Here is a 19,323-nt window from a genome sequence, read left to right on the forward strand (position 1 = left end):
CTTCAGGCTTTCCCGACCAAGCGATAGACCGCTCCTTTGTCAGTGTCGGCACGCTCTACCAGAACTCCCGCTTTGCGCAGCGTCGATATCGCTGCCCGTGCCGTGTGCGGCTGCCAGCCAAAAGCCTTCTGCAATTGTGCGATTGTCGCGCCAGACTTACGTCCAAGAAGTTTTACCAGTTGCTGCTGGCGGGTTAGGCTCGTCTGGGCAGGTTTTGTGCCTGTCGTTTTTAGCTTCGGCTCGGATTTGAAAGCCATTGTTCGTCTCCACTCTATCGGCAAAGGCCAATCCTTCACCCTGTACTGAGTGGAGCCCGGCGATCCCGGGCGGTGCGTCGTGACAACAATACCGCTCTCTCACACCTGGAAGTCCAGTTGTTTCTGGAAGAAGGGCGGAGAGCCGTCGCTCGCTACAGCCGCAAAGCGAATCCCAACGCCAACAAAGAGTAGACATTGAATTTGCAGGGCAATTGACGTTACCTATCCCTCTAGTGCGCACGTAGAGGTTTATTTTTTGATGCTTTTTGAAATCTTGTTTTTCTATTCGCTCAAACTGACCCGAACGGTGCGCGCGTGCTGAAATGAAGGTTTGAATGAATGCGGTTTCATGCGAATGGTCCTGACATCCCGGATGCGCTTTTACAGCGCTGCGACCAAGGCCGTGTTGTGTTTCTATGCGGTGCCGGAGTTTCATTCCCGTCTGGCATGCCAGATTTCGTTGGGCTGACCCGACATGCAATCAAATTCTTCGATCCACCAGCGGGTTCATCAATCGTTACCGCATTCGGCCCTCGAATTCGAGAGGACTACAGGCCGCGGGATGAGGATGGTCCCCTGGCTCCGCTTGATCAGGTGTTTCATCTGCTGAACCAGGAATACGGCAAGCAGGATGTAAGCACTCTGGTTGCCGAGCGGTTGACAGCCGAAGACCTGACTACAGTCAGCCATGAGCACAGTCTCATTGCTCGCATTTCGTCAGACCCAGAGGGCCGCCCACAGATTGTAACCACCAACTTCGACCGACTTTTCGATCAATGCCCTGGTGTTTCCGAGGACAAAATCTTCGAGCCACCGGCGTTCCCCGATATCGAGCTTGGCATGCCGATCTATGGGATCACTTACCTGCACGGACGCCTCCAATCGCCAGAGTATCCACACCACGACTACATACTCAGCAGTGCTGACTTTGGTCGTGCGTATCTTGCCGAAGGATGGGCGACGAAATTCGTAAGGGCGTTGCTGGACCAATATACAGTTGTATTGGTCGGCTATCAGGCAGAAGATCCTCCGGTGAAATACCTGCTGCAAGGTTTGAACCACGACGGTTTACGTGACACTGCCAACCTGTACGCCTTTGATCGAGGCCAGTTCGAAGACATAGAGGTCAAGTGGCGTGATCGTGGTGTTACACCAATAGCTTACGCTGAACACGGTGATCTATGGGCGACGCTGGAAGCGTGGGCCAATCGTGCAGATGATCCAAGGGTATGGCGAACCAGCATTGTTGAGATGGCGCGACAAGGTCCCCGTGGCCTTGCCCCTCACGAACGCGGGCAGGTCGCTCACTTAGTTCGAGGCACTCCCGGCGCTAGGTTGTTTGCACTGTCCGAACCGCCTCCACCCGCCGAATGGCTGAATGTGTTTGACGCTTCCTGTCGAGCCGCGAAGGCAAGCAAAGACTATGGAACAGAAGCTGAAGCTTTCGACCCATTGGAGGTGTACGGACTTGATGACGATCCGACACGCCCGCCGGAGGCGGGGCGTAGAACAGGTCGTGTCCATGACCATTTACTGGAATGGCGTCGAGGAGATGCCAATCCCTCAGCCAGTCACAGCTTGGCTGGCAGGCAAGCCGAAGGTTGGGAAGACATCCCGTCGCGGCTTTTTCACCTATTGACCTGGTCCGCGAAACAACTGAATTCACCAGTTTTTGCTTGGTGGGCCGCGCGTCAGCACCGACTACATCCGCGCCATTCCAACGAAATCGAGCGTCAGCTTCGGGTAAAGGATGACCTGCATCCCAAGGCCCGAAGTGTCTGGAACCTGATTTTGGAGGCGCAAGCCGACAGGCGTGGTGCCGCATGGGATGATGGTTGGTTTGACCTCGCAGACAGGATCAAGAAGGACGGTTGGACAAACGGCGTGCTCCGGGCATTGGATGAAGCTATGGCTCGAATTCTGGCATCTGAGATTCCATACGGCGTAGGGGCATCGAAACCGCCAGAAGGTACATGGGACGATGTTTCACTTGGAGACATCGGCAGATGGGAGATCAAGTTCCCTGATCGACATGGTCAAAATCTCGACGTACCGGATGAGGCACTTCCCAAGGTGTGCTTGATCGCGGAACGGCATCTAGGGCTCGCTGGTGATTTAAACCGGGACATTGGCACCAGCTACTTCACCACGCCGACCTGCTACCCGGGCCGAGAAGTGGATGGAGAAGACCGTGATGATGAGGCCGGTTATTTCCGGTGGTTTCTCAGCTTGCTGAATAGGATGGCGGATCAGCATCCTGCGCAGTTGAGAGCGCGGGTGCTGGCGTGGGACCACCACGACAGTTTCTACTTCAGGAAGTTAAAGCTTTTTGCATTGAACGACAGTCGGCTCTTCGACGCGGACACCTCGGCAAACACTATCTTGGAATTCTCGCAAGCCGACATTTGGGACGACCAGGTGGTGCGGGAACTGCTGTTCTTGATCGCGGATCGATGGACAGAATTCTCAAGTGAGAACAAGATCGCTTTGGTCGAACGGCTTCTGGCCGGTCCCGAAAAGATGGATCACTGGGCCGACGAGGATTACCCAAGTATCAGGGATGAGTTCGCTTCACGATATACGCGGTGGTTGGAACTGCAAGGCTGTGAACTGACTGAAAGCCAATCTTCCCGGTTGGCCATCATGATCGGGCGTATTGAGGATTGGTCGGATGGTTGGGCAACCAGCATTGTGGTGCTTCACGGTATGCATGTCGGCTGGGTTGGGACCGATGATGACCCAAGGGGCTTGGCCAGCGTTCCAGTGAGCGAGGTTGTTGAACGCGCAACATCTGAAAACACCAGAGACTATCGTGCTCATACTGACTACAGGCCATTCTATGGCCTTGTCACGTCCGATCCGCGGAAAGCCCTCGCAGCCCTTTCTTATGCATCGAGAAAAGGCGAGTACCCTCAAGAACTTTGGAGGCCATTAATACAAAATTGGCCCGTTGAAGTTACACCACGCTTGAACTTGGTATTTGTTCATAGGCTTGCTCGCCTTCCTCACGGCACGATGCGCAGCCTGAGCCATCCGCTCGGGGACTGGATCAGGGAGCGATTTGAATCCGAATATGTAAATGACGTCGAAAGTGCATGGCTAGTGTTCGATGCCGTCGTCTCCGGCCTGTTGTCCGACGACGGTTCGGCAATCAACAGTGGACGGGGAGAGACGCGAGTTGGCGGAGAAGTCGTGGATAGCTCGCGGCGCACCTACGGGCACGCGATTAACGGCCCAATTGGCCGGGTTACCGAGGGATTGCTCAATGCACTGAATGGTTTGAAGTTGGAAGAAAACGCCGGAATCCCTGATGACTTTAAAGCGCGAATCGAACGTCTACTGGCGGCACCAGGCGAAGGAAGCGACCATGCCGTGGCGATCTTGGTCCGGCAGCTGAGGTGGCTTTATTTTCTTGATCGTGAATGGGTCATGGAACGCGTCATTCCATGGTTCGCATTTGACCATCCCGCGTCTGAGCCAGCGTGGAATGCCTTCCTGTCGGCAGCGAAGTTTCCTCAGGTCGAGATTGGGCAACGTTTAAAACCGTTGCTCCTGGAAATTTTCCCTCGCATTTATAAGTGGGATTGGGATCGCGATCTCGCGAAAATTGCTGCGCAAATGGTCGTGGAACTGGCGATCTACCGACGAGATGAACCGGACGGCATTTCGATCAACGAAGCTCGAAACTGCATACGGAAAATGTCCGATTCAAATCGCCAAGATGTGGTGTTCCGCCTAGGTCTGATCGGTAAACGAGACGACGGTGGATGGGCCAGCCATGTGGTGCCGTTCATTGAGACCACATGGCCGAGAGAGAGAAAGTTTCGGACATCCGAGATGGTGTCGTCTTGGGTCAACCTGCTCGATGACACTGGTGATGAATTTCCCGTGGTGCTTCCTAGTGTCTTGAGGTTCCTAGTCCCAGTGGAGAAGGAAAGCCACTGGCTCTACCGGTTCACTAGAGAAGTTGGTGGCGAAGTGCCGCTAACCACCAAGCATCCTTCGGCGGTACTGGATATGTTGGACGCGATTGTGCCCAGTGATCCACAAACTGCGCCTTATGAACTCGCTTCAATTCTCGAACTAGTCGAGGCGACTGATCCGAGCTTGGCCCGGGATCGCCGGTATTTTAGGCTTATCGATCTCGTCGAGAGGCGTTAGTCACAATGTACATGGATGTGGACAATGAAGTGAACCAAGGTGAGCTGTCATGCAAGGCCCGATCACACGGTTATGCACTGCAGTGCTGTGAAGTAACTTCAACGTCAGCGTTGGACCGAGTTCTTCATCAGTCAGATGGTGGACTACTGTCATTCGCCACCGCGGGCACGCATGACAGCGACTGACCAGTGACCGAGGTTCATATGGCTGATGTCGCTGCGCCGAATTGTTGAAGGAACGGAACAAGATGGTTGCCGCTGTGAAGGGGTGAAGGACTGAGAAAATGCCAAAATGTATCGACCAAGACTTCCCATGCGAAAACCCCGACTATACAAACTTTGACAATACCGCGAAGAGGGAACTTAGAAATCCGACCTTGGCGAACGATATAGTCAACGAAAGTTGGTATTGTAGTCAGGTTCCGGCGGATGAAATCTTTCAGATTGGCGATCTGAAACCCTCAAAATTCTTAAGACCAATGCGTGGTAAGATTGGCATCTACCATTTGTGGAGCGAATACGAGCATTGTGATGACCACAAAACCCATACAATGCAATGCAAGTACGTTGGTAAAGGCCCTCCTAGCAACAGAGTCGCCAGCCACATTAAAAGCAAATGGCCGAAGGGCGAGATGCTATTTGTGACCCGTCACGAATGTGAAAACAGATTAGCCAAATACTACGAGCAATTGTTCCTAGGGTCAGGACTCATAGCCAGAAAATGACGAGTGCCGCCAGCGCGATGGCTGACAGGAATACCTTTGGGGATCTGTCGTAACGGGTCGCGACCCGCCGCCAATCCTTGAGCCTGCCGAACATGATTTCTATGCGGTTGCGCCGTTTGTAGCGGCGCTGACCTGCCCCCCGATGGTCCCTCATTCAAAACGAGAGTCTGCGGGTCTGGTTTTCATATTCTTCGGTTTCGGTTTGGGCAAGCGCGCCGGGCGCGGAGCCCTCATTTGGCTCAAGCGCCCGGCGCGCTTCCGCGGGTGTTTGATTGCCGAGCGATGAGTGCGGCCTGACGTTGTTGTAGTCGTAGCGCCAGAGGGCCAGAATTCGCCGTGCATCTTCCAAGCTGTCGAACATCTCCTCGTTCAGCAACTCGTCCCGGAGGCTGCCGTTGAAGGACTCGATGAAGGCGTTCTGCTGGGGCTTGCCCGGATCGATGTAATGCCAATCGACGCCGTTGTTGTTCGCCCATTTCAGGATCGCCCGACTGGTGAACTCGGTGCCGTTGTCACTGACTATGCTGGCGGGCCTACCATAGACCCGGACAAGCGCATCCAGTTCCCGCGCCACACGGGCACCCGAGATGCTGGTATCGGCCATCAGACACAGGTTCTCGCGGCAGCAATCATCGTTCACCGCCAGAATGCGGAACCGTCGCGATGCCCCGAACGTGTCGGACAGGAAGTCCAGAGACCAGCGTTCGCCGGGCCTCAGAGCCTCGGGCATTGGCGTCCGCGATCCCCGCGCCCGTTTGCGACCCCTTCGTCGCCTGACGCCCAGCTTCTCCTCCGTGTAGAGGCGGTACAGCTTCTTGTGGTTCATGATCATCCCCTTGCGCTCCAGCATAACGCCGATCCGCCGATAGCCGAACCGGCGCCGCTGGACTGCGACGGCTTTCATCTCCTCCCTGATCTCAGGATTGTCGGGCGGGCGTTCACGCCTGACAGTTTTGGGATCGACACCAACGAGCCTGCACGCTCGGCGCTGCGAGATGTCATGATCCCGCATCGCCTTGAGCGCTGCATCCCGCCGTTCGGTTGGCGTCGTCAGTTCTTTCCCAGCAAGTCTTTCAGAACGGCATTGTCCAGCATCGTATCTGCCAGAAGGCGCTTGAGCCTGGCGTTCTCGTCTTCCATCGCCCTCAGCTTAGCGACATCCGACACCTCCATGCCGCCATACTTCGATTTGTACTTGTAGAACGTGCCCTGGCTGAGACCGTGCTTGCGGCATACCTCCGCTGTCGGCATGCCTGCTTCCTGCTCTTTGATCATCCCAATGATTTGCGCTTCCGTGAAACGGCTCTTTCGCATCTGTTTGCTCCTTCGAAAGGTTGAGCAAACTCTACATCAGAACGAGGGAGAATTTGGGGGGCAGGTCAGAAGGCAACCCGTCCCAGGGTCCGCTTCATTCCGCCCCTCGCGCCAGCGCAACCAATTGTTCCCTGAATTCCGTCGGGTACGGGTTCCTCGTTCTCGGCATGGAAAACACTCTCGTTCATTAGTGAAAAAGTGTTCATCAAACCGGGGGAACTCCAAAACGTAGGTTTCCCCCCGTGCTGCAAACGACTCGAACTTATGCTTTGCTCAGGCTCCGTTGAAAAATTGCAAGCTGGAATCCCCGAAACTTTGCTCGTCTGCGGAATCTGACTGCCCCCGCATGAGTTTGGTTTAATTCATCAGCATTAGAGAAGTTTTTCCAGCCAATCGACGCCATAATGCTATCGAAATCATCATCTGACAAATAGTCATCAACCTGGAAATCAAAACCTATATGATCCGGCGTCCATGCACCTTGCGAAACCCACGGCTTGCCCTGAAACCTAGCCCAGCCACGAGATAGGCGATCCTTTCCACCCCAATATTTTAAGACCAGTTGCGAGGTTACAGCACCCACAAAACCATTGAAGTAGGGTACCCGACCCGAGCTGCTTAGAGAAAGTGAGGCACCTTGGAACGGATTGTTAAAAAGATACCTGAAGGCCTTCCTGTCTACTCTATAGCTGTCGGGCATACGCGACGCCAAGCGATACACTTGTCCGTCCATGAATGGCTCGACAACACGCGGTCCGATTTGGCGCGTCGCGAGCAGATGAGCAAACTGGTTCTGCTGCGTCCCCAATGGCCACTTGTTGTGCCAGTTAGCCGCGCTGTGCGCCCTAATCCGTTTGATACGTCTTTGATGCGCTAGGCGTCGCTCGCGAACCGCCTGCACAAGACTTTCATCTAACCGACCTGAGGGATCATCCCATCTAACACCTCTTGGTTCTTTCGGGCTATTATCCGAGAGGCGCTCAACCCAGAAGTTTGATATCCGTGGCCGATCAACATTTCCCATCCACAGAGACTTGAACAATGTATCTGATGTAAATCCGCCTACGATGGCATCTGCTTGAGCCAGCGGCTCAGCCAGCTTGCCCCAGATATGCGTATGACTTACATCGAATTGACCGCTTGTGGCATCTATCCGTTCGACTAAGTCTTTGCGATAAAATTGATCGGGGCGCAAACCAGCTACGAAAGGATAACCGAGTTTGCGCGCTGCGCTTCTGGCAAGTCGCAACTCCCGGTTCTCTCCGTCCGCGACTGTGTAAAGGGTTATATCTCGTCCCTTGGGGAGCAGGCCAACCACTGCACGAGCATCCTCACCGCCAGAAAACAGTACTTTTATTGTCTCACATCCATCCAGTCCGAACTGGCATGCCTCGCGGAGAAGGCACCCTAATTCATCTCCAAAGTCAGCTGCAGAACCGTAGGCCTCTTCCTCGAAAGGTTCAAAGTACCTCTTCGAAGTGATATTCTCCACTTTGACCCGAGTTATGGATCCCGGTGGGGCAACTCGAATTCCCTCAGTAACTGTATAAGGAAAACAGACTGTACCATTGAGTATGAAGTCCACCGCAGACACTGGATCAAGTGTCTTAAGATTGAGCTCGCGCGCTACCTTGCGTGGATCTTCTGAGACCGCCACACCTGAAGCGGTACGCCCGTAGTAGATTGGCACACTTCCAGAATGATCCGTCAGTATAGTAATCTCTTGATTGCTTTCGTGACGATATCCGCCAAAATTACCATGTGTACCGAGTGCAATCCTTGCTATCTCTTCATCACTTATGCGGGTTTCATGGCTCTCTACCCAATCACGCAGCCTGCTGTCGGCATAACCGATGAATTTCATATATTCGCTTTCAATTTTTTCTTATCCCTCTCTAGGTAGGCTGATTTTACCTAGGCAGCATTTTGGCCAAGGCTGAAACATAGTACTTAGGTGCTGATACCGACATTCCCCAAGTAGAACGCATTCGATCTGAGTCTGCCGTCATTCTGCACGCCGATCAAGTCTCGCGGGTACATCAGTCCGCAGATCGGGCATCCGATGCACGAGCTGACTACGATATCTGGTCCCGGCGACAGGGCTGACCCGAATTTGCTACTTTCGACACCCGATTAGACAGGCCAACCGAGACACTTTCGTTCAGGTATTGCCGCTGTGTCAGACACCCTCCAGCGGCTGTATGGCAGGTCTTTGGCATTGGGGTGGCTAGAGCGGCTCACCAGGTTTTGAGGGTCCTCAGGTTGGGCTCTGGCGATGCTCGGACTGGGCTTTGGCGGCTCTCTGGAGAGGCTTTAGGCCCCTCTGGCGGGGCTCCAGCGACCCTCAAATGCCCCAGCAACCGCCCCAGATATCCCCCTCATCTCGAGAAACCGATAGCAATCATCGGGCGGCAAGGATTCCTCCCACCCAGCCACCTTCTCCTAGATCAGCAGAACAAGCAGCCGGGTCGCCCGAGTGGCCGGAGCAGTGTCCGTCTGCAAACGCTGGAATTCAGGTACGGTCCCTCAGTTCAACAGGTCGCGTCCGGTCTTGAACCGGATTTCCTTCGGCAGTTCCGCTTCTTCGCACGGCGCCTCTCAAACGCCCTTTTCAACCAATCGCCCGGCCAGGGGTCTTCTACCTCTTTGGCATGGCCTTCCCGCGTGACAGGCGTTTCTGGCTGGCGATCCGGAACGGAGCGTTGGGGGCCCCATAGCCCGAATACCCCTCCGACCGTTGAACGATCTCAACGAACAATCCACCACTGAAACTGCGCGAATAGCTCTGGAAAAAGGGCGCGCCGTTTTCTTCGTCATAGAGCACCCCGGCCCGTTTCATCCGCCCGATTAGCCCGTCAGCAAGATCGAACCGGGCAGCAAGGTCGTCATAGTAGTTCGGCGAAATGGGCAGGGTCGCGAATCCGCGCGCGGACAACCGTTCCAGCGTCGTGAAGATGTCATCCGTGGCAAAGGCGATATGCTGTACCGCCGCCCCGAACGTATCCGCAAGAAAAGCGCCCGCGAGCGTTCGGTGGGTATCCGCCCCGTTCAGCGTGATCTTGACCGCCCCGTTCCCCGATTCCACCGCCTGGCTGCGCACAAGCCCGTACGGGTCGATGACGTCGACCATGGGGGCCTTCTTCATCTCGAACAGGGTTGTGTAGAACAGCGACCAGCTCAGCATGTCCTCGTAACTCATGGTCTGTGCTATGTGGTCGATGCGGGTCAGCCCCGCGCCGGCAGGCGCATCTTCCGGGGCATCGAACTCTGTCCGCCACACTTGCGAGAGATCGGAACTGCCATCGAGGAAATGCAGCACCGACCCGCTCAGCCCACGCACCGCCGGAATGGCGAGGTCCCCCTCGCTGATGGGTTGTTCGAACAGCTCCGCCCCCAGCGCCGTAGCCCGCGTCACCACCGCCTGCGCATCCGACACTGTCAGCCCGATATCGCACACGCTGGTGCCGCGCGCGTTCCAGCTTGCGGCGGCATAGCCCGTCGTTTCCTCGTTCACGACGATGCGAATATCCCCCTGCCGCCACAGCGCGACGGATTTGCTCCGATGCTGACCGACCTTCTCGAACCCCATTGCATCAAGGTCCCCGACCAGTGCTTTCGCCTCAGAGCCGCGCGAGGCCAGTTCGACAAAGGCCACCCCTTCGGCGGGAACGCGCGGCGGAATACCCGCCTCCGAGAGCCCCAGCATCGGCTCCGTGCGGACAACGTCATCCATGAGCGCCACGAGCGAACGATACCCGTCCTTGGCAACCGACCGCGGATTGCCCCCGCGAAACTGGTCGTTGAAAATCTCCAGGCTGATCGGCCCGCCATACCCCGTCGCCATAACCGCCCGCATGAACCGGGTCACGTCAAGATCACCCTCGCCGGGCATATTCCTGAAATGGCGCGACCAATAAAGCAGGTCCATGTCGATCAGCGGCGCATCCGCCAGCTGGACAAAGAAAATCCGGTCGCCGGGAATTGCGCGGATACTGTCCGGGTCCAGCTTGCGTCCCAGCGTGTGAAAGCTGTCCAGGATCAGGCCGACATTCGGATGGTCGGCGCGGCGCACCACCTCCCAGGCGTCCCGATGATCATTGACATGGCGCCCCCAGGCCAGCGCCTCATAACCCACGCGCAGCCCCCGTTGGGCCGCGCGCTCCCCAAGCGCGTGAAAATCATCCGCCGCCCGGTTGATACCGCCAAGCGCCGCAGGATGGACCGAAGAACACACCAGCACGAGATCGGTGCCAAGCTCCTGCATCACGTCGAACTTTCGTTCGGCACGATCGAATGCCTTGGACCGGGCCGGCTCCGGCAAGGTCTCGAAATCGCGGAAGGGCTGAAACAGGGTGATCTCAAGCCCATGATCCCGCACCAACCGCCCGACATCGGCGGGACTGCCGTCATCGGCGATGAAATCCTGCTCGAAAATCTCGATCCCGTCATAACCGGCGGCGGCAATCGCCTCCAGCTTTTCCCGGAGCGTGCCAGAGATCGACACCGTGGCGATAGACTTCTTCATGGTCGCTCCCTCAGGCAGGTCCGCTGGCCCGCACGGGCGGTGAACCGGCCGAGACAAGGTTCTGGAACTGCGCGCTCATTCGATCCGCATCGGCCCTGTGGCCGGTCAACAGGTGAAAGGCTGAAACGGCCTGAAACACCGCCATCCGCCCCCCGTGCAACGTGTTAAGACGACGCGCACGCGCGCGCTTCAACAATTCGGTTTCAAGCGGGAAATAGACGATATCCCCCACCCATGTCCGCGCCGCCAGAATGGCCGGGTCCATCGCCATGCCCGGATGTCCCTCCATTCCCAGCGGGGTCGCGTTCACCGCACCATCCAGCAGCTGCGCGTCGAGCTGCGCCAGTCCCGTCACCGCGTCGACCCGCCGCGCCGGCCTCAGCCCCCTGAGCCTGTGCGCCAGACGTTCCGCCGCTCCCGGCGCGGGGTCACAGATCGTCAGGTGATCGCAGCCCTGATCCAACAGCGCCAGCGCAACAGCGCTGCCCGCCCCCCCTGCCCCGAGCAACAGCATGGACCTGATCGCGCCCAGCCCCGTCGCCTCCTGCAGGGCGGACCGAAACCCGACATAGTCCGTGTTATGCGCAACGCGTTTGCCGTCTTTGAAAACAACGGTGTTGGCCGCACCAAGGTCCGCAACGATGGGCGAACTCTCGTCCGCCAATGCAGCCGCCTCTCCCTTGTAGGGGTGGGTGACATTCACACCGCAAAACCCCTGGTCCTCCAGCATCGAGATCAGGTCGCGCAAAGGCCGCCCCGCATGTTCGGCCAGCGCCGTGTCAATGCGCAGATAGCGATAGTTCAGCCCCAGCGCGCGCCCCTCGGCCTCGTGCAGCAAGGGGGTCAGCGACCCGGCAATCCCATGCCCGACAAGCCCCGCTTTGATCTGTGATGACATGTCCGCTATCCTTGGTAGCCGAACAGGCGCGGCAGCCACAAAACGATATCCGGGATCAGGATCATCGCCAGAAGCGCCAGCAGCAGAACTCCCAGGAAGGCCCAGATTTCACCGATGATCTCCCGGAGCGGAATGCCCGTGACCGCGTTGATGACGAACAGCAGGATTCCATAAGGCGGCGTGATCAGTCCGATCATCGAGTTGACCACGATCAGCACCCCGAAATGCACAAGGTCAATCCCAAGCGCTTCACAGGTCGGAATGAACAGCGGCACGATCACGAGAATGATCACGGTCGCATCAAGGATGCAGCCCAGCAGCAACACCAGCACATTGATCAGCAGCAGGAACACCAGCGGATGAATGTCCGCCCCGTCCAGAACGTTCGAAAGCGTTTGCGGAATGTTTTCCTGAACCACGACATAGGTCAGGATCATCGACGCCCCGATCACCAGCCCGACCGACGCCGACGCGCGGGCGCTGTCCACGAAAACGCGATAAAGCGTGCTCACCTTGATCGCGCGATAAAGGCCCGCCGCGATCACCAGCGCATAGAGCGCGGCAATTGCGGCTGCCTCGGTGGGCGTGGTGATGCCGCTATAAAGGCAAAAGAGCAGGATGAACGGCATCAGCAGGGCCGGCGTCGCCTGCACGGTCAGCCGCGGCAGAGCGCGCAGCGGCACCGGGTCCTCGCGTCCGAAATCGCGGCGATGCGAGATCAGGACGTTCAACCCCATCAGCACCAGCCCCATGAGAAGACCCGGAACGATACCGCCAAGGAACAGGTCCTTGATCGACGCCCCGGAAACCAGCGCATAGATAACCATGGGAATGGAGGGCGGAATGATCGGGCCGATCGTGGCCGTGGCTGCCGTGATGGCCGCCGCATAGCCGCGCGTGTACTTGCCGCTCTTGACCATCATCTCGATGATGATCTTGCCGATCCCCGCCGCGTCGGCCACGGCCGATCCGGACATGCCCGAAAAGATGAGCGACGCGACCACGTTCACGTGCCCCATCCCGCCCCGGAACCGTCCGACAACTGCGATACAGAAATTCAGCAACCGATCGGAAATCGATCCGGCATTCATGATATTGGCAGAGACGATGAACAACGGCACCGCCAAAAGCAGAAACCCGTCGAACAGGCGCTGCACCATCGTCTGACCCGCAATGGCAAGATCCTGCCCTGCCATACCGAGATAGACAATGACCCCGACAAGGATGGCAAAAGCCACCGGTGTGCCGACCGCCGCCATTCCAAAGAGGGCAATCAGGCCAAAAAGCAACTCCTGGCTCATGGTGTGTCCCCCGTGTGGGCGTCATCCGAGACCAGTTCCTCCAACTCGGTTTTGGGCGGTCCGTGCCGGACCAGCCAATAAAGCCGCCACAAATAGCGCAAGATCGTCGCGATCATGAGAAGGATATAGGCCCCAAAGAGCCACTTGATCGCGATCTTTTCGCCCGTGAACGGCATCCGCAAGGTCGGGATTTTCTTGAGGTCCATCAATCGGTTGTCAAAGATTGCGTCCCACGTGGCCGGAAAGGAATAGAGCATCGCCGCAATCAGCGCGAGCGCCGACACAAAGGCCAGCACCCGGCGAACGCCACGCGGCGCGGCAAGGTAGAGAACGTCGAACGTGACATGGTCCCGTTCCTTCACGATGAAGGCGCAGCCAAAGAAGATGATCCAGACCCAGAGCAGTGAAATGAGGTTCACCGTCCAGCCGATCGGCTCCAGAGACGCCATCCAGTCCGAGATTGGCGGAATGGGCATGAGCCAGGCGATCTTTGCGGCGTAGCGGCTGAAAATCTGGATGAGGAAAGTGGCGAACACCGCCGCCAATGCCATGGCGGCGATAAATTCAGCAACACGGGAGAGCCTGTTGAAAACTATGTTCATCACATTGGCCCTCCCGTGCCGATTAATCAGTTACCGAGCGCGTTGATGCGATCCAGAACCCCTTCGGGCCAGCTCGCCGCAGCTTCAGAGCCAACATACTGGGACTGGACGTGGGTCCGGAAGGCCGCGAGGTCCGGCGTGTAGATTTCCACGCCCTGACTGCGGATGAACTCGGCCAGGCTGTTTTCCTGATCCAGCTGCTTGAGACGCCCGTAAGAGGCTGCTGCATCCGCCGCGCGCTGCACCACGAGCTGCTGTTCCGGTGTCAGCGAATCCCAGGTCTCTTTCGAGAACGCGATATAGTTCAGGTCGACAAGGTGGGATGTCAGGGCAATCTGCTTGGTCACTTCGTAGAATTTCTTGTCCACGACGGTGGGCAGCGGGTTGTCCTGTCCATCCACGGCGCCGGTCGACAAAGCGGTATAGACCTCGGTGAACGCCAGCGGTGTCGGCGACGCGCCAAGCGCCTTGCCAAGGAACTGCCACGCTTCCGTGCCCGGCATGCGGAGGTTGACACCGGCGAGATCGGCCGGGGTCTGAATGTCCTTTTCGGCCCGCGTGAAGCGCAGGTTCACGTGGCGGCGCCCCAGATACATCACCGACAGAAGCTTCACCCCAAGTTCCTCTTCCACCGTCTTCTTAAAGGGATCCATCAGCGGGTCATTGAACACGCGCACCTGGTGTGCCGCGTCCTGATGCACGTACCCGGTGGCAAAAATCGAGAACTCGGGGAAGAACTGCGCCAGTTCCTGCGCCGAGGTGATCGACATCGTCAGGTTGCCCCGCGCAATCGCCTCAAGCTCTGCCCCCTGCGCGAACATTGTTCCGTTATAGGCCGGCTTGTACTCGGCAAAGCCTGAAACCATGGGCGCGAACACCTGGGCAAGCGCAACCGAACGCTGGTCCGTTTCCGAACCGGATGTTGCCATCGTGATCGTGACCTTGTCGCCTGCGGCATGGGCCGAACCAGCGACCCCGGCTGCAAGGCCGAGGGCCGCGAATGATGCCAGCGCAGCGCGGCGGGTGAATTTGGTAATCATCTGTTTTCCTCCCAAGATGATGATTTCCGGCGTCTTACTGCGCCGGGTTTTCAAGGTGTCCGTTACGTTCGCGGGGCTCCTCCGCCCCCGTCCGGGCCGCCTCCACGGCCTCCGAAACAAGATGAATCGTATCCCGTGTGCGGGCAGCGTCCTGAATCGCGCCGACAACGGCCAGGCTGCGCAGCCCTTCCCGCCCGGACACGATCGGCGCCTCGCGCCCCTCGATGACGGCGACGAAATGCGCCATCTGGTTAACCAGCGGGTCGGATGCCCCACGCGGCATGGAGGTTGCCGAAATCGGCGACCACCAATCGCGCTCCGCGCCATGCGACCACAGTGTCAGGTCGGGAATGGAAAGCGAACCGTGGCTGCCGCCAATCTGGTAGGCACTCTGCGACGTTGCGGGATACACCGGGTACTCCTGTGACGTCATCTCCCAGCTCCAGGGGGACACGATACTGTCGGATACGGTAATCGTGCCAAGCGCCCCGTTCTCGAACCTGAGCAAGGCGACCCCGACATCCTCGTTCTCGAACCCCCGCACCGACGGGGCGGCCTGCGCCTGAACACTCACGACCTCGCCGCACAGGTGGCGCAGCAGGTCGATATCATGCACGAGATTGACGGAAATCGGCCCCGCCCCGGACTTCTTGCGCCACGGCGCCACGTCGAAATAGCCGTCCGGCTTGTAGAACCAGCAGGTCGCCTGAACGGCGCGCACCGTGCCGATATGACCCTCCCGGATCAATTCATGCGCCTTGCGAATGATCGGGTTGTGGCGGCGGTGATGACCCACGAGAATTTCCACGCCTGCCTTCTCGGCACGGTCGATCAGCACGCGCGCCGCGTCACCGTCATCGGCCAGCGGCTTTTCGATCAACACCGGCACACCCGCCTCGACACAGGCCAGCCCCTGAGCCACGTGAAGCTTGGTTGGCGTGGACAGGATGATTCCGTCCGGCGCCTCGGCCCGGATCATGCTTTCGAGATCACCATACCATGGCACGTTCCGTGCCGCGGCCTCGGCCTTTCCCATGTCGCTCGGATCGACAATCGCGCAAAGCGTCGCCCCCGCCACATGATCAAGCGCGTCGGCATGGCGTTGCCCCACGAGACCGATACCCGCAATGGCAAGGCGCAGGCCAGATCCCGCCTTTCCCGCCGTCCCGCTGTTTCTGGATGACACCATTGGCCACCTCCCAAAGTCGGATCAAATGTATCCCCTCTGACGGGATTCGATCTCTTGTTGGACAGGAGACTAGCGATTTCAGTCGACCAAATCAATAATATCATATATTTTTTGAATCAGGTGATATTTTGAAGAATTGTAGATGCTGTCAGGAAATGTTACGTCATATGAAATTCTTGAATAATCAGGGCGCTCCGCATGGCCAAACAACCACACACGGTTGGCTCATCAACCTATGAACGCATCAAGCGCGACATCATATTCGGCACGCTGGCCCCCGGTTCGAAGCTGAAGCTCGACGCACTCAAGGCGCGCTACAGCGCGAGCGTCTCGACCTTGCGTGAAACGCTCAACCGTCTGGCAAGTGACGGCTTTGTCTCCGCCGAGGAACAGCGTGGTTTCTTCGTGACCCCCGTCTCCAAGGAAGACCTGCTCGAAATCGCGAGCCTGCGCGCGCTGCTGGAATGCCACGCACTCCGGCAATCCATCGAGAACGGTGACACCGAATGGGAAGGCGACCTTGTCGCGGCCCATCACAAGCTGCATCGCATGGAATTGTTGATGCAAAGCGGTGACGAGAGTGAAAAGGAATCCTGGAAGCGCTATGACTGGGAATTCCACCTTGCGCTGATCCGTGCCTGCAACGCCCCGAACCTTCTGTCCCTGCACTCCAAGATCTATGACAGGTACCTGCGGTATCAGCTCCTTGTGCTGACCTTTCGGGGCGAAGTCGCGGCGGCCGAACACAAGGCAATGCTCGACGCGGCCCTTGCCCGCGACCCCGACAAAGCCACACAGCTTCTGGAAACCCATATCCACAATGGCCTGACGCACACGCTCGAAGCCATGCAGCTTGACTCACTCGGACAGTAAAAACCGTCCCTCTTCAGACGCCGAGATACCTGTCCGTGATCTCCGGGCTCAGCGCCGAAAACGCGCCGTCCCAGACCGACACGCCTTTTTCAAGGATCACCGCGTGATCCGCCACCCGTGACAGTTCGCGAATGGACTTGTCGATCACAAGGATCGCCATCCCGGTTTCCGCCTTGAGCCGTGCAATCGCCGCCCAGATTTCCTGACGCACCACGGGGGCCAACCCCTCGGTCGCCTCATCCAGCACCAGAAGCTGCGGGTTGGTCATCAAGGCTCGTCCGATCGCCAGCATCTGCTGTTCCCCCCCGACAGGGACGCCGCCACCTGATTCCGCCGTTCTTCAAGGCGCGGGAACAACCCGGCAACGGCCGCGAAATCCCACGCCCCGGGCCGGGCCGCCGCAATCAGGTTTTCATGCACCGTCAGGTTTGAAAAACACCGCCGCCCTTCGGGGACAAGGCCAATCCCGGCCCGCGCGGCGCGAAAGGCCGGTACGCGGCCCATGTCCTGCCCGTCAAACACCACAGACCCGCCGCGATGGCGCAACAGGCGCGAGATCACCTTGACCGTGGTCGACTTACCCATGCCGTTGCGCCCCATCAGCGCCACGACCTGGCCCTTGTCAATGCTCAGATGCACATCGAACAGGGCCTGGCTTGCGCCGTAAAAGGCCGACACATGCGACAGCTTCAACAGGCTCATGCCGCGCCCTCCCCGTCCTCTTCCCCAAGATAGGCGCTGCGCACCAAGGGGTTCGCCCGGATTTCCTCAACCGTGCCGGTGGCGATAATCTCGCCGTAAACCAGCACGCTGATCCGGTCCGCAAGCGCGAAAACCGCGTCCATGTCATGTTCGACCAGCAGGATCGGCGCCTGCGCACGCAACCCGTCCAGAAACCTCATCAGGCGTTGCGTGCCTTCCGCCCCAAGCCCCGCCATGGGTTCATCCATCAAGAAGGCGCGCGGTTTAAGGGTCAGCGCCACCGCCACTTCAAGCTGACGACGCTGCCCATGGCTGAGTTCCGACGTGCGGAACCGCTCGAACTCATCCAGCCCGACCTGCGCCAGCGCATCGCGCGCCACTGCAAGCAACGCCTTGTCCTTCATCACCGGGCGGAAGAACCGAAACACACCGCCGCGTGCGCCCAGTGCTCCCAATACCGCGTTCTGCAACACCGTGTATTCCATCGCCAGCGATGAAATCTGAAAGGTCCGCGCCATGCCCAGCCGCGCCCGCGCCGCGGTGCTGTACGTGGTAACATCCTTGCCACCGAACACCACCCGCCCCGCATCCGGCGCCAACCCGCCCGTGATCTGCTGGATCAACGTCGATTTCCCGGCCCCGTTCGGACCGATCAGCGCATGAATCTCACCTTGTCGCAAATCAAGCGTGATACCCTTGCTCGCCTGCAACGCCCCAAACGCCTTGCTGATGCCTTCGACCTTCAGAACCGGCTTAGTCATGCGCCACCTCCCGCCCCGCGAACAGGCCATAAAGACCGCCCCGCGCAAACAGAACCACCCCAAGAAGGATCGCGCCGAGATAGACATGCCAGTATTCGCTCAAGCCCCCAAGCACATGTTCCAAAAGGATAAACAGCGCCGCCCCGGCCACCGGGCCAAAGATGCGCCCCACCCCGCCAAGGATCACGAACACCATGATTTCGCCGCTGGTCTGCCAACTGAACATGGTCGGGCTGACAAAGCGGTTGAGATCGGCAAACAGCGCCCCGGACAGCCCGGTGATCGCCCCGGAAATCGTGAACGCCACGAGATAGAGCCGATAGGGCACCTGCCCCACCGCCTGCACCCGCGCCCCGTTCTGACGCGCCGCGCTCAGCATCAGGCCAAACGGCGCCTTGGCCGCGCGGTGCACAAGGAACAGCACGACTACCAGCCAAACGTAACAGATCGCGTAGAACTGGATCGGGTCCATCATATTGAGCCCGGGAAACCCGTTGCGCACATAGATCGACAACCCGTCTTCGCCGCCATAGGCGGGCCAGCTGATCGTGAAGTAGAAAAACATCTGCGCAAAGGCCAGGGTGATCATGATGAAATAGACGCCCGTCGTGCGCAGCGACAATGCTCCCATCCCCAGCGCCACCAGCGCCGAGGCCACGATCGCCACGATCCAGATCACCGGCATCGACTTGGTGCCCTCGATCAGCACCGGCCACTCCATCAACGCGGTATAAGTCTGCGCGTGATAGGCCAAAATGCCCATCGCATAGCCGCCAATCCCGAAAAACGCGGCATGGCCAAGGCTCACCAGCCCGCCGATCCCCAGCGCAAAATTCAGCCCCACCCCGGCAATGGCAAAGATCACCGCCCGCGTGCTCAGCGTGATCAGGAACGGTTCGTCCACCGACCATGCCCAAAGCGGAAAGCCCAGCAGGATCAGCATCAGGGTGGCATTGAGCATCGTTTCGCGCCGCAT

13 protein-coding genes and 2 pseudogenes are annotated in these 19,323 nt (G+C 58.4%); 2 read left to right on the plus strand and 13 right to left on the minus strand.

Annotation, left to right across the window (positions count from 1 at the left end):
* Nucleotides 1-2 precede the first annotated feature (2 nt).
* Nucleotides 3-257: a DUF3489 domain-containing protein gene (locus ACS3QZ_RS07260; RefSeq protein ID WP_456037228.1), complete on the minus strand. Its 255-nt coding sequence runs from the start codon at nt 255-257 to the stop codon at nt 3-5.
* A gap of 339 nt (nt 258-596) precedes the next feature.
* On the opposite strand from ACS3QZ_RS07260, the gene ACS3QZ_RS07265 reads away from it, so the two are divergent.
* The gene (locus tag ACS3QZ_RS07265; protein ID WP_456037229.1) at nt 597-4,418 is read left to right on the plus strand and encodes an SIR2 family protein; all 3,822 of its coding nucleotides are present in this window, start codon (nt 597-599) and stop codon (nt 4,416-4,418) included.
* A gap of 707 nt (nt 4,419-5,125) precedes the next feature.
* On the opposite strand, the pseudogene ACS3QZ_RS07270 reads toward ACS3QZ_RS07265, so the two are convergent.
* The 9 genes and pseudogenes from ACS3QZ_RS07270 to ACS3QZ_RS07310 all read right to left on the minus strand — a co-directional run.
* Nucleotides 5,126-5,272, minus strand: a pseudogene (locus ACS3QZ_RS07270) (transposase); the annotation flags it as partial.
* A 24-nt stretch (nt 5,273-5,296) separates the two neighbouring features.
* A protein-coding gene (locus ACS3QZ_RS07275; protein WP_456035993.1) for an IS3 family transposase occupies nt 5,297-6,456 on the minus strand; the annotation gives its coding sequence in 2 pieces (ribosomal slippage) (nt 5,297-6,207 and nt 6,207-6,456; 1,161 coding nt in all).
* A gap of 262 nt (nt 6,457-6,718) precedes the next feature.
* Nucleotides 6,719-8,320 (minus strand): asparagine synthetase B family protein, encoded by a 1,602-nt coding sequence (locus tag ACS3QZ_RS07280; protein ID WP_456037230.1) that lies wholly within the window; start codon nt 8,318-8,320, stop codon nt 6,719-6,721.
* A 774-nt stretch (nt 8,321-9,094) separates the two neighbouring features.
* Nucleotides 9,095-10,981, minus strand: coding sequence for a bifunctional sugar phosphate isomerase/epimerase/4-hydroxyphenylpyruvate dioxygenase family protein (locus ACS3QZ_RS07285; RefSeq protein WP_456037231.1), 1,887 nt, complete (start codon nt 10,979-10,981; stop codon nt 9,095-9,097).
* A 10-nt stretch (nt 10,982-10,991) separates the two neighbouring features.
* Nucleotides 10,992-11,879, minus strand: a complete 888-nt coding sequence (locus tag ACS3QZ_RS07290; RefSeq protein WP_456037232.1) for a shikimate dehydrogenase — start codon at nt 11,877-11,879, stop codon at nt 10,992-10,994.
* A 5-nt stretch (nt 11,880-11,884) separates the two neighbouring features.
* Nucleotides 11,885-13,180 (minus strand): TRAP transporter large permease, encoded by a 1,296-nt coding sequence (locus ACS3QZ_RS07295; RefSeq protein ID WP_093089918.1) that lies wholly within the window; start codon nt 13,178-13,180, stop codon nt 11,885-11,887.
* A complete protein-coding gene (locus ACS3QZ_RS07300; protein WP_456037233.1) occupies nt 13,177-13,782 on the minus strand; it encodes a TRAP transporter small permease in 606 nt (201 codons plus the stop codon). Before ACS3QZ_RS07300 ends, ACS3QZ_RS07295 begins: the two co-directional genes overlap by 4 nt.
* Before the next feature lie 26 nt (nt 13,783-13,808).
* The gene (gene dctP / locus ACS3QZ_RS07305; RefSeq protein WP_456037234.1) at nt 13,809-14,822 is read right to left on the minus strand and encodes a TRAP transporter substrate-binding protein DctP; all 1,014 of its coding nucleotides are present in this window, start codon (nt 14,820-14,822) and stop codon (nt 13,809-13,811) included.
* Nucleotides 14,823-14,856: 34 nt separating this feature from the next.
* On the minus strand, nt 14,857-16,011 hold the full coding sequence (locus ACS3QZ_RS07310) for a Gfo/Idh/MocA family protein (protein WP_456037235.1): 1,155 nt from the start codon (nt 16,009-16,011) through the stop codon (nt 14,857-14,859).
* Between the two features lie 198 nt (nt 16,012-16,209).
* On the opposite strand from ACS3QZ_RS07310, the gene ACS3QZ_RS07315 reads away from it, so the two are divergent.
* Nucleotides 16,210-16,884: a GntR family transcriptional regulator gene (locus tag ACS3QZ_RS07315; RefSeq protein WP_456037236.1), complete on the plus strand. Its 675-nt coding sequence runs from the start codon at nt 16,210-16,212 to the stop codon at nt 16,882-16,884.
* Nucleotides 16,885-16,897: 13 nt separating this feature from the next.
* Here the strand turns inward: ACS3QZ_RS07315 and ACS3QZ_RS07320 are convergent.
* The 3 genes and pseudogenes from ACS3QZ_RS07320 to ACS3QZ_RS07330 form a co-directional block, all read right to left on the minus strand.
* Nucleotides 16,898-17,586 (minus strand): annotated as a pseudogene (locus ACS3QZ_RS07320) (ABC transporter ATP-binding protein).
* Entirely contained in the window at nt 17,583-18,347 is a 765-nt protein-coding gene (locus ACS3QZ_RS07325) for an ABC transporter ATP-binding protein (RefSeq protein WP_456037237.1), read from the minus strand. The pseudogene ACS3QZ_RS07320 and the gene ACS3QZ_RS07325 overlap by 4 nt, the downstream one beginning before the upstream one ends.
* On the minus strand, nt 18,340-19,323 hold the full coding sequence (locus ACS3QZ_RS07330; RefSeq protein WP_456037238.1) for a branched-chain amino acid ABC transporter permease: 984 nt from the start codon (nt 19,321-19,323) through the stop codon (nt 18,340-18,342). The genes ACS3QZ_RS07325 and ACS3QZ_RS07330 overlap by 8 nt, the downstream gene beginning before the upstream one ends.

Source organism: Shimia sp. W99 (assembly GCF_053851455.3).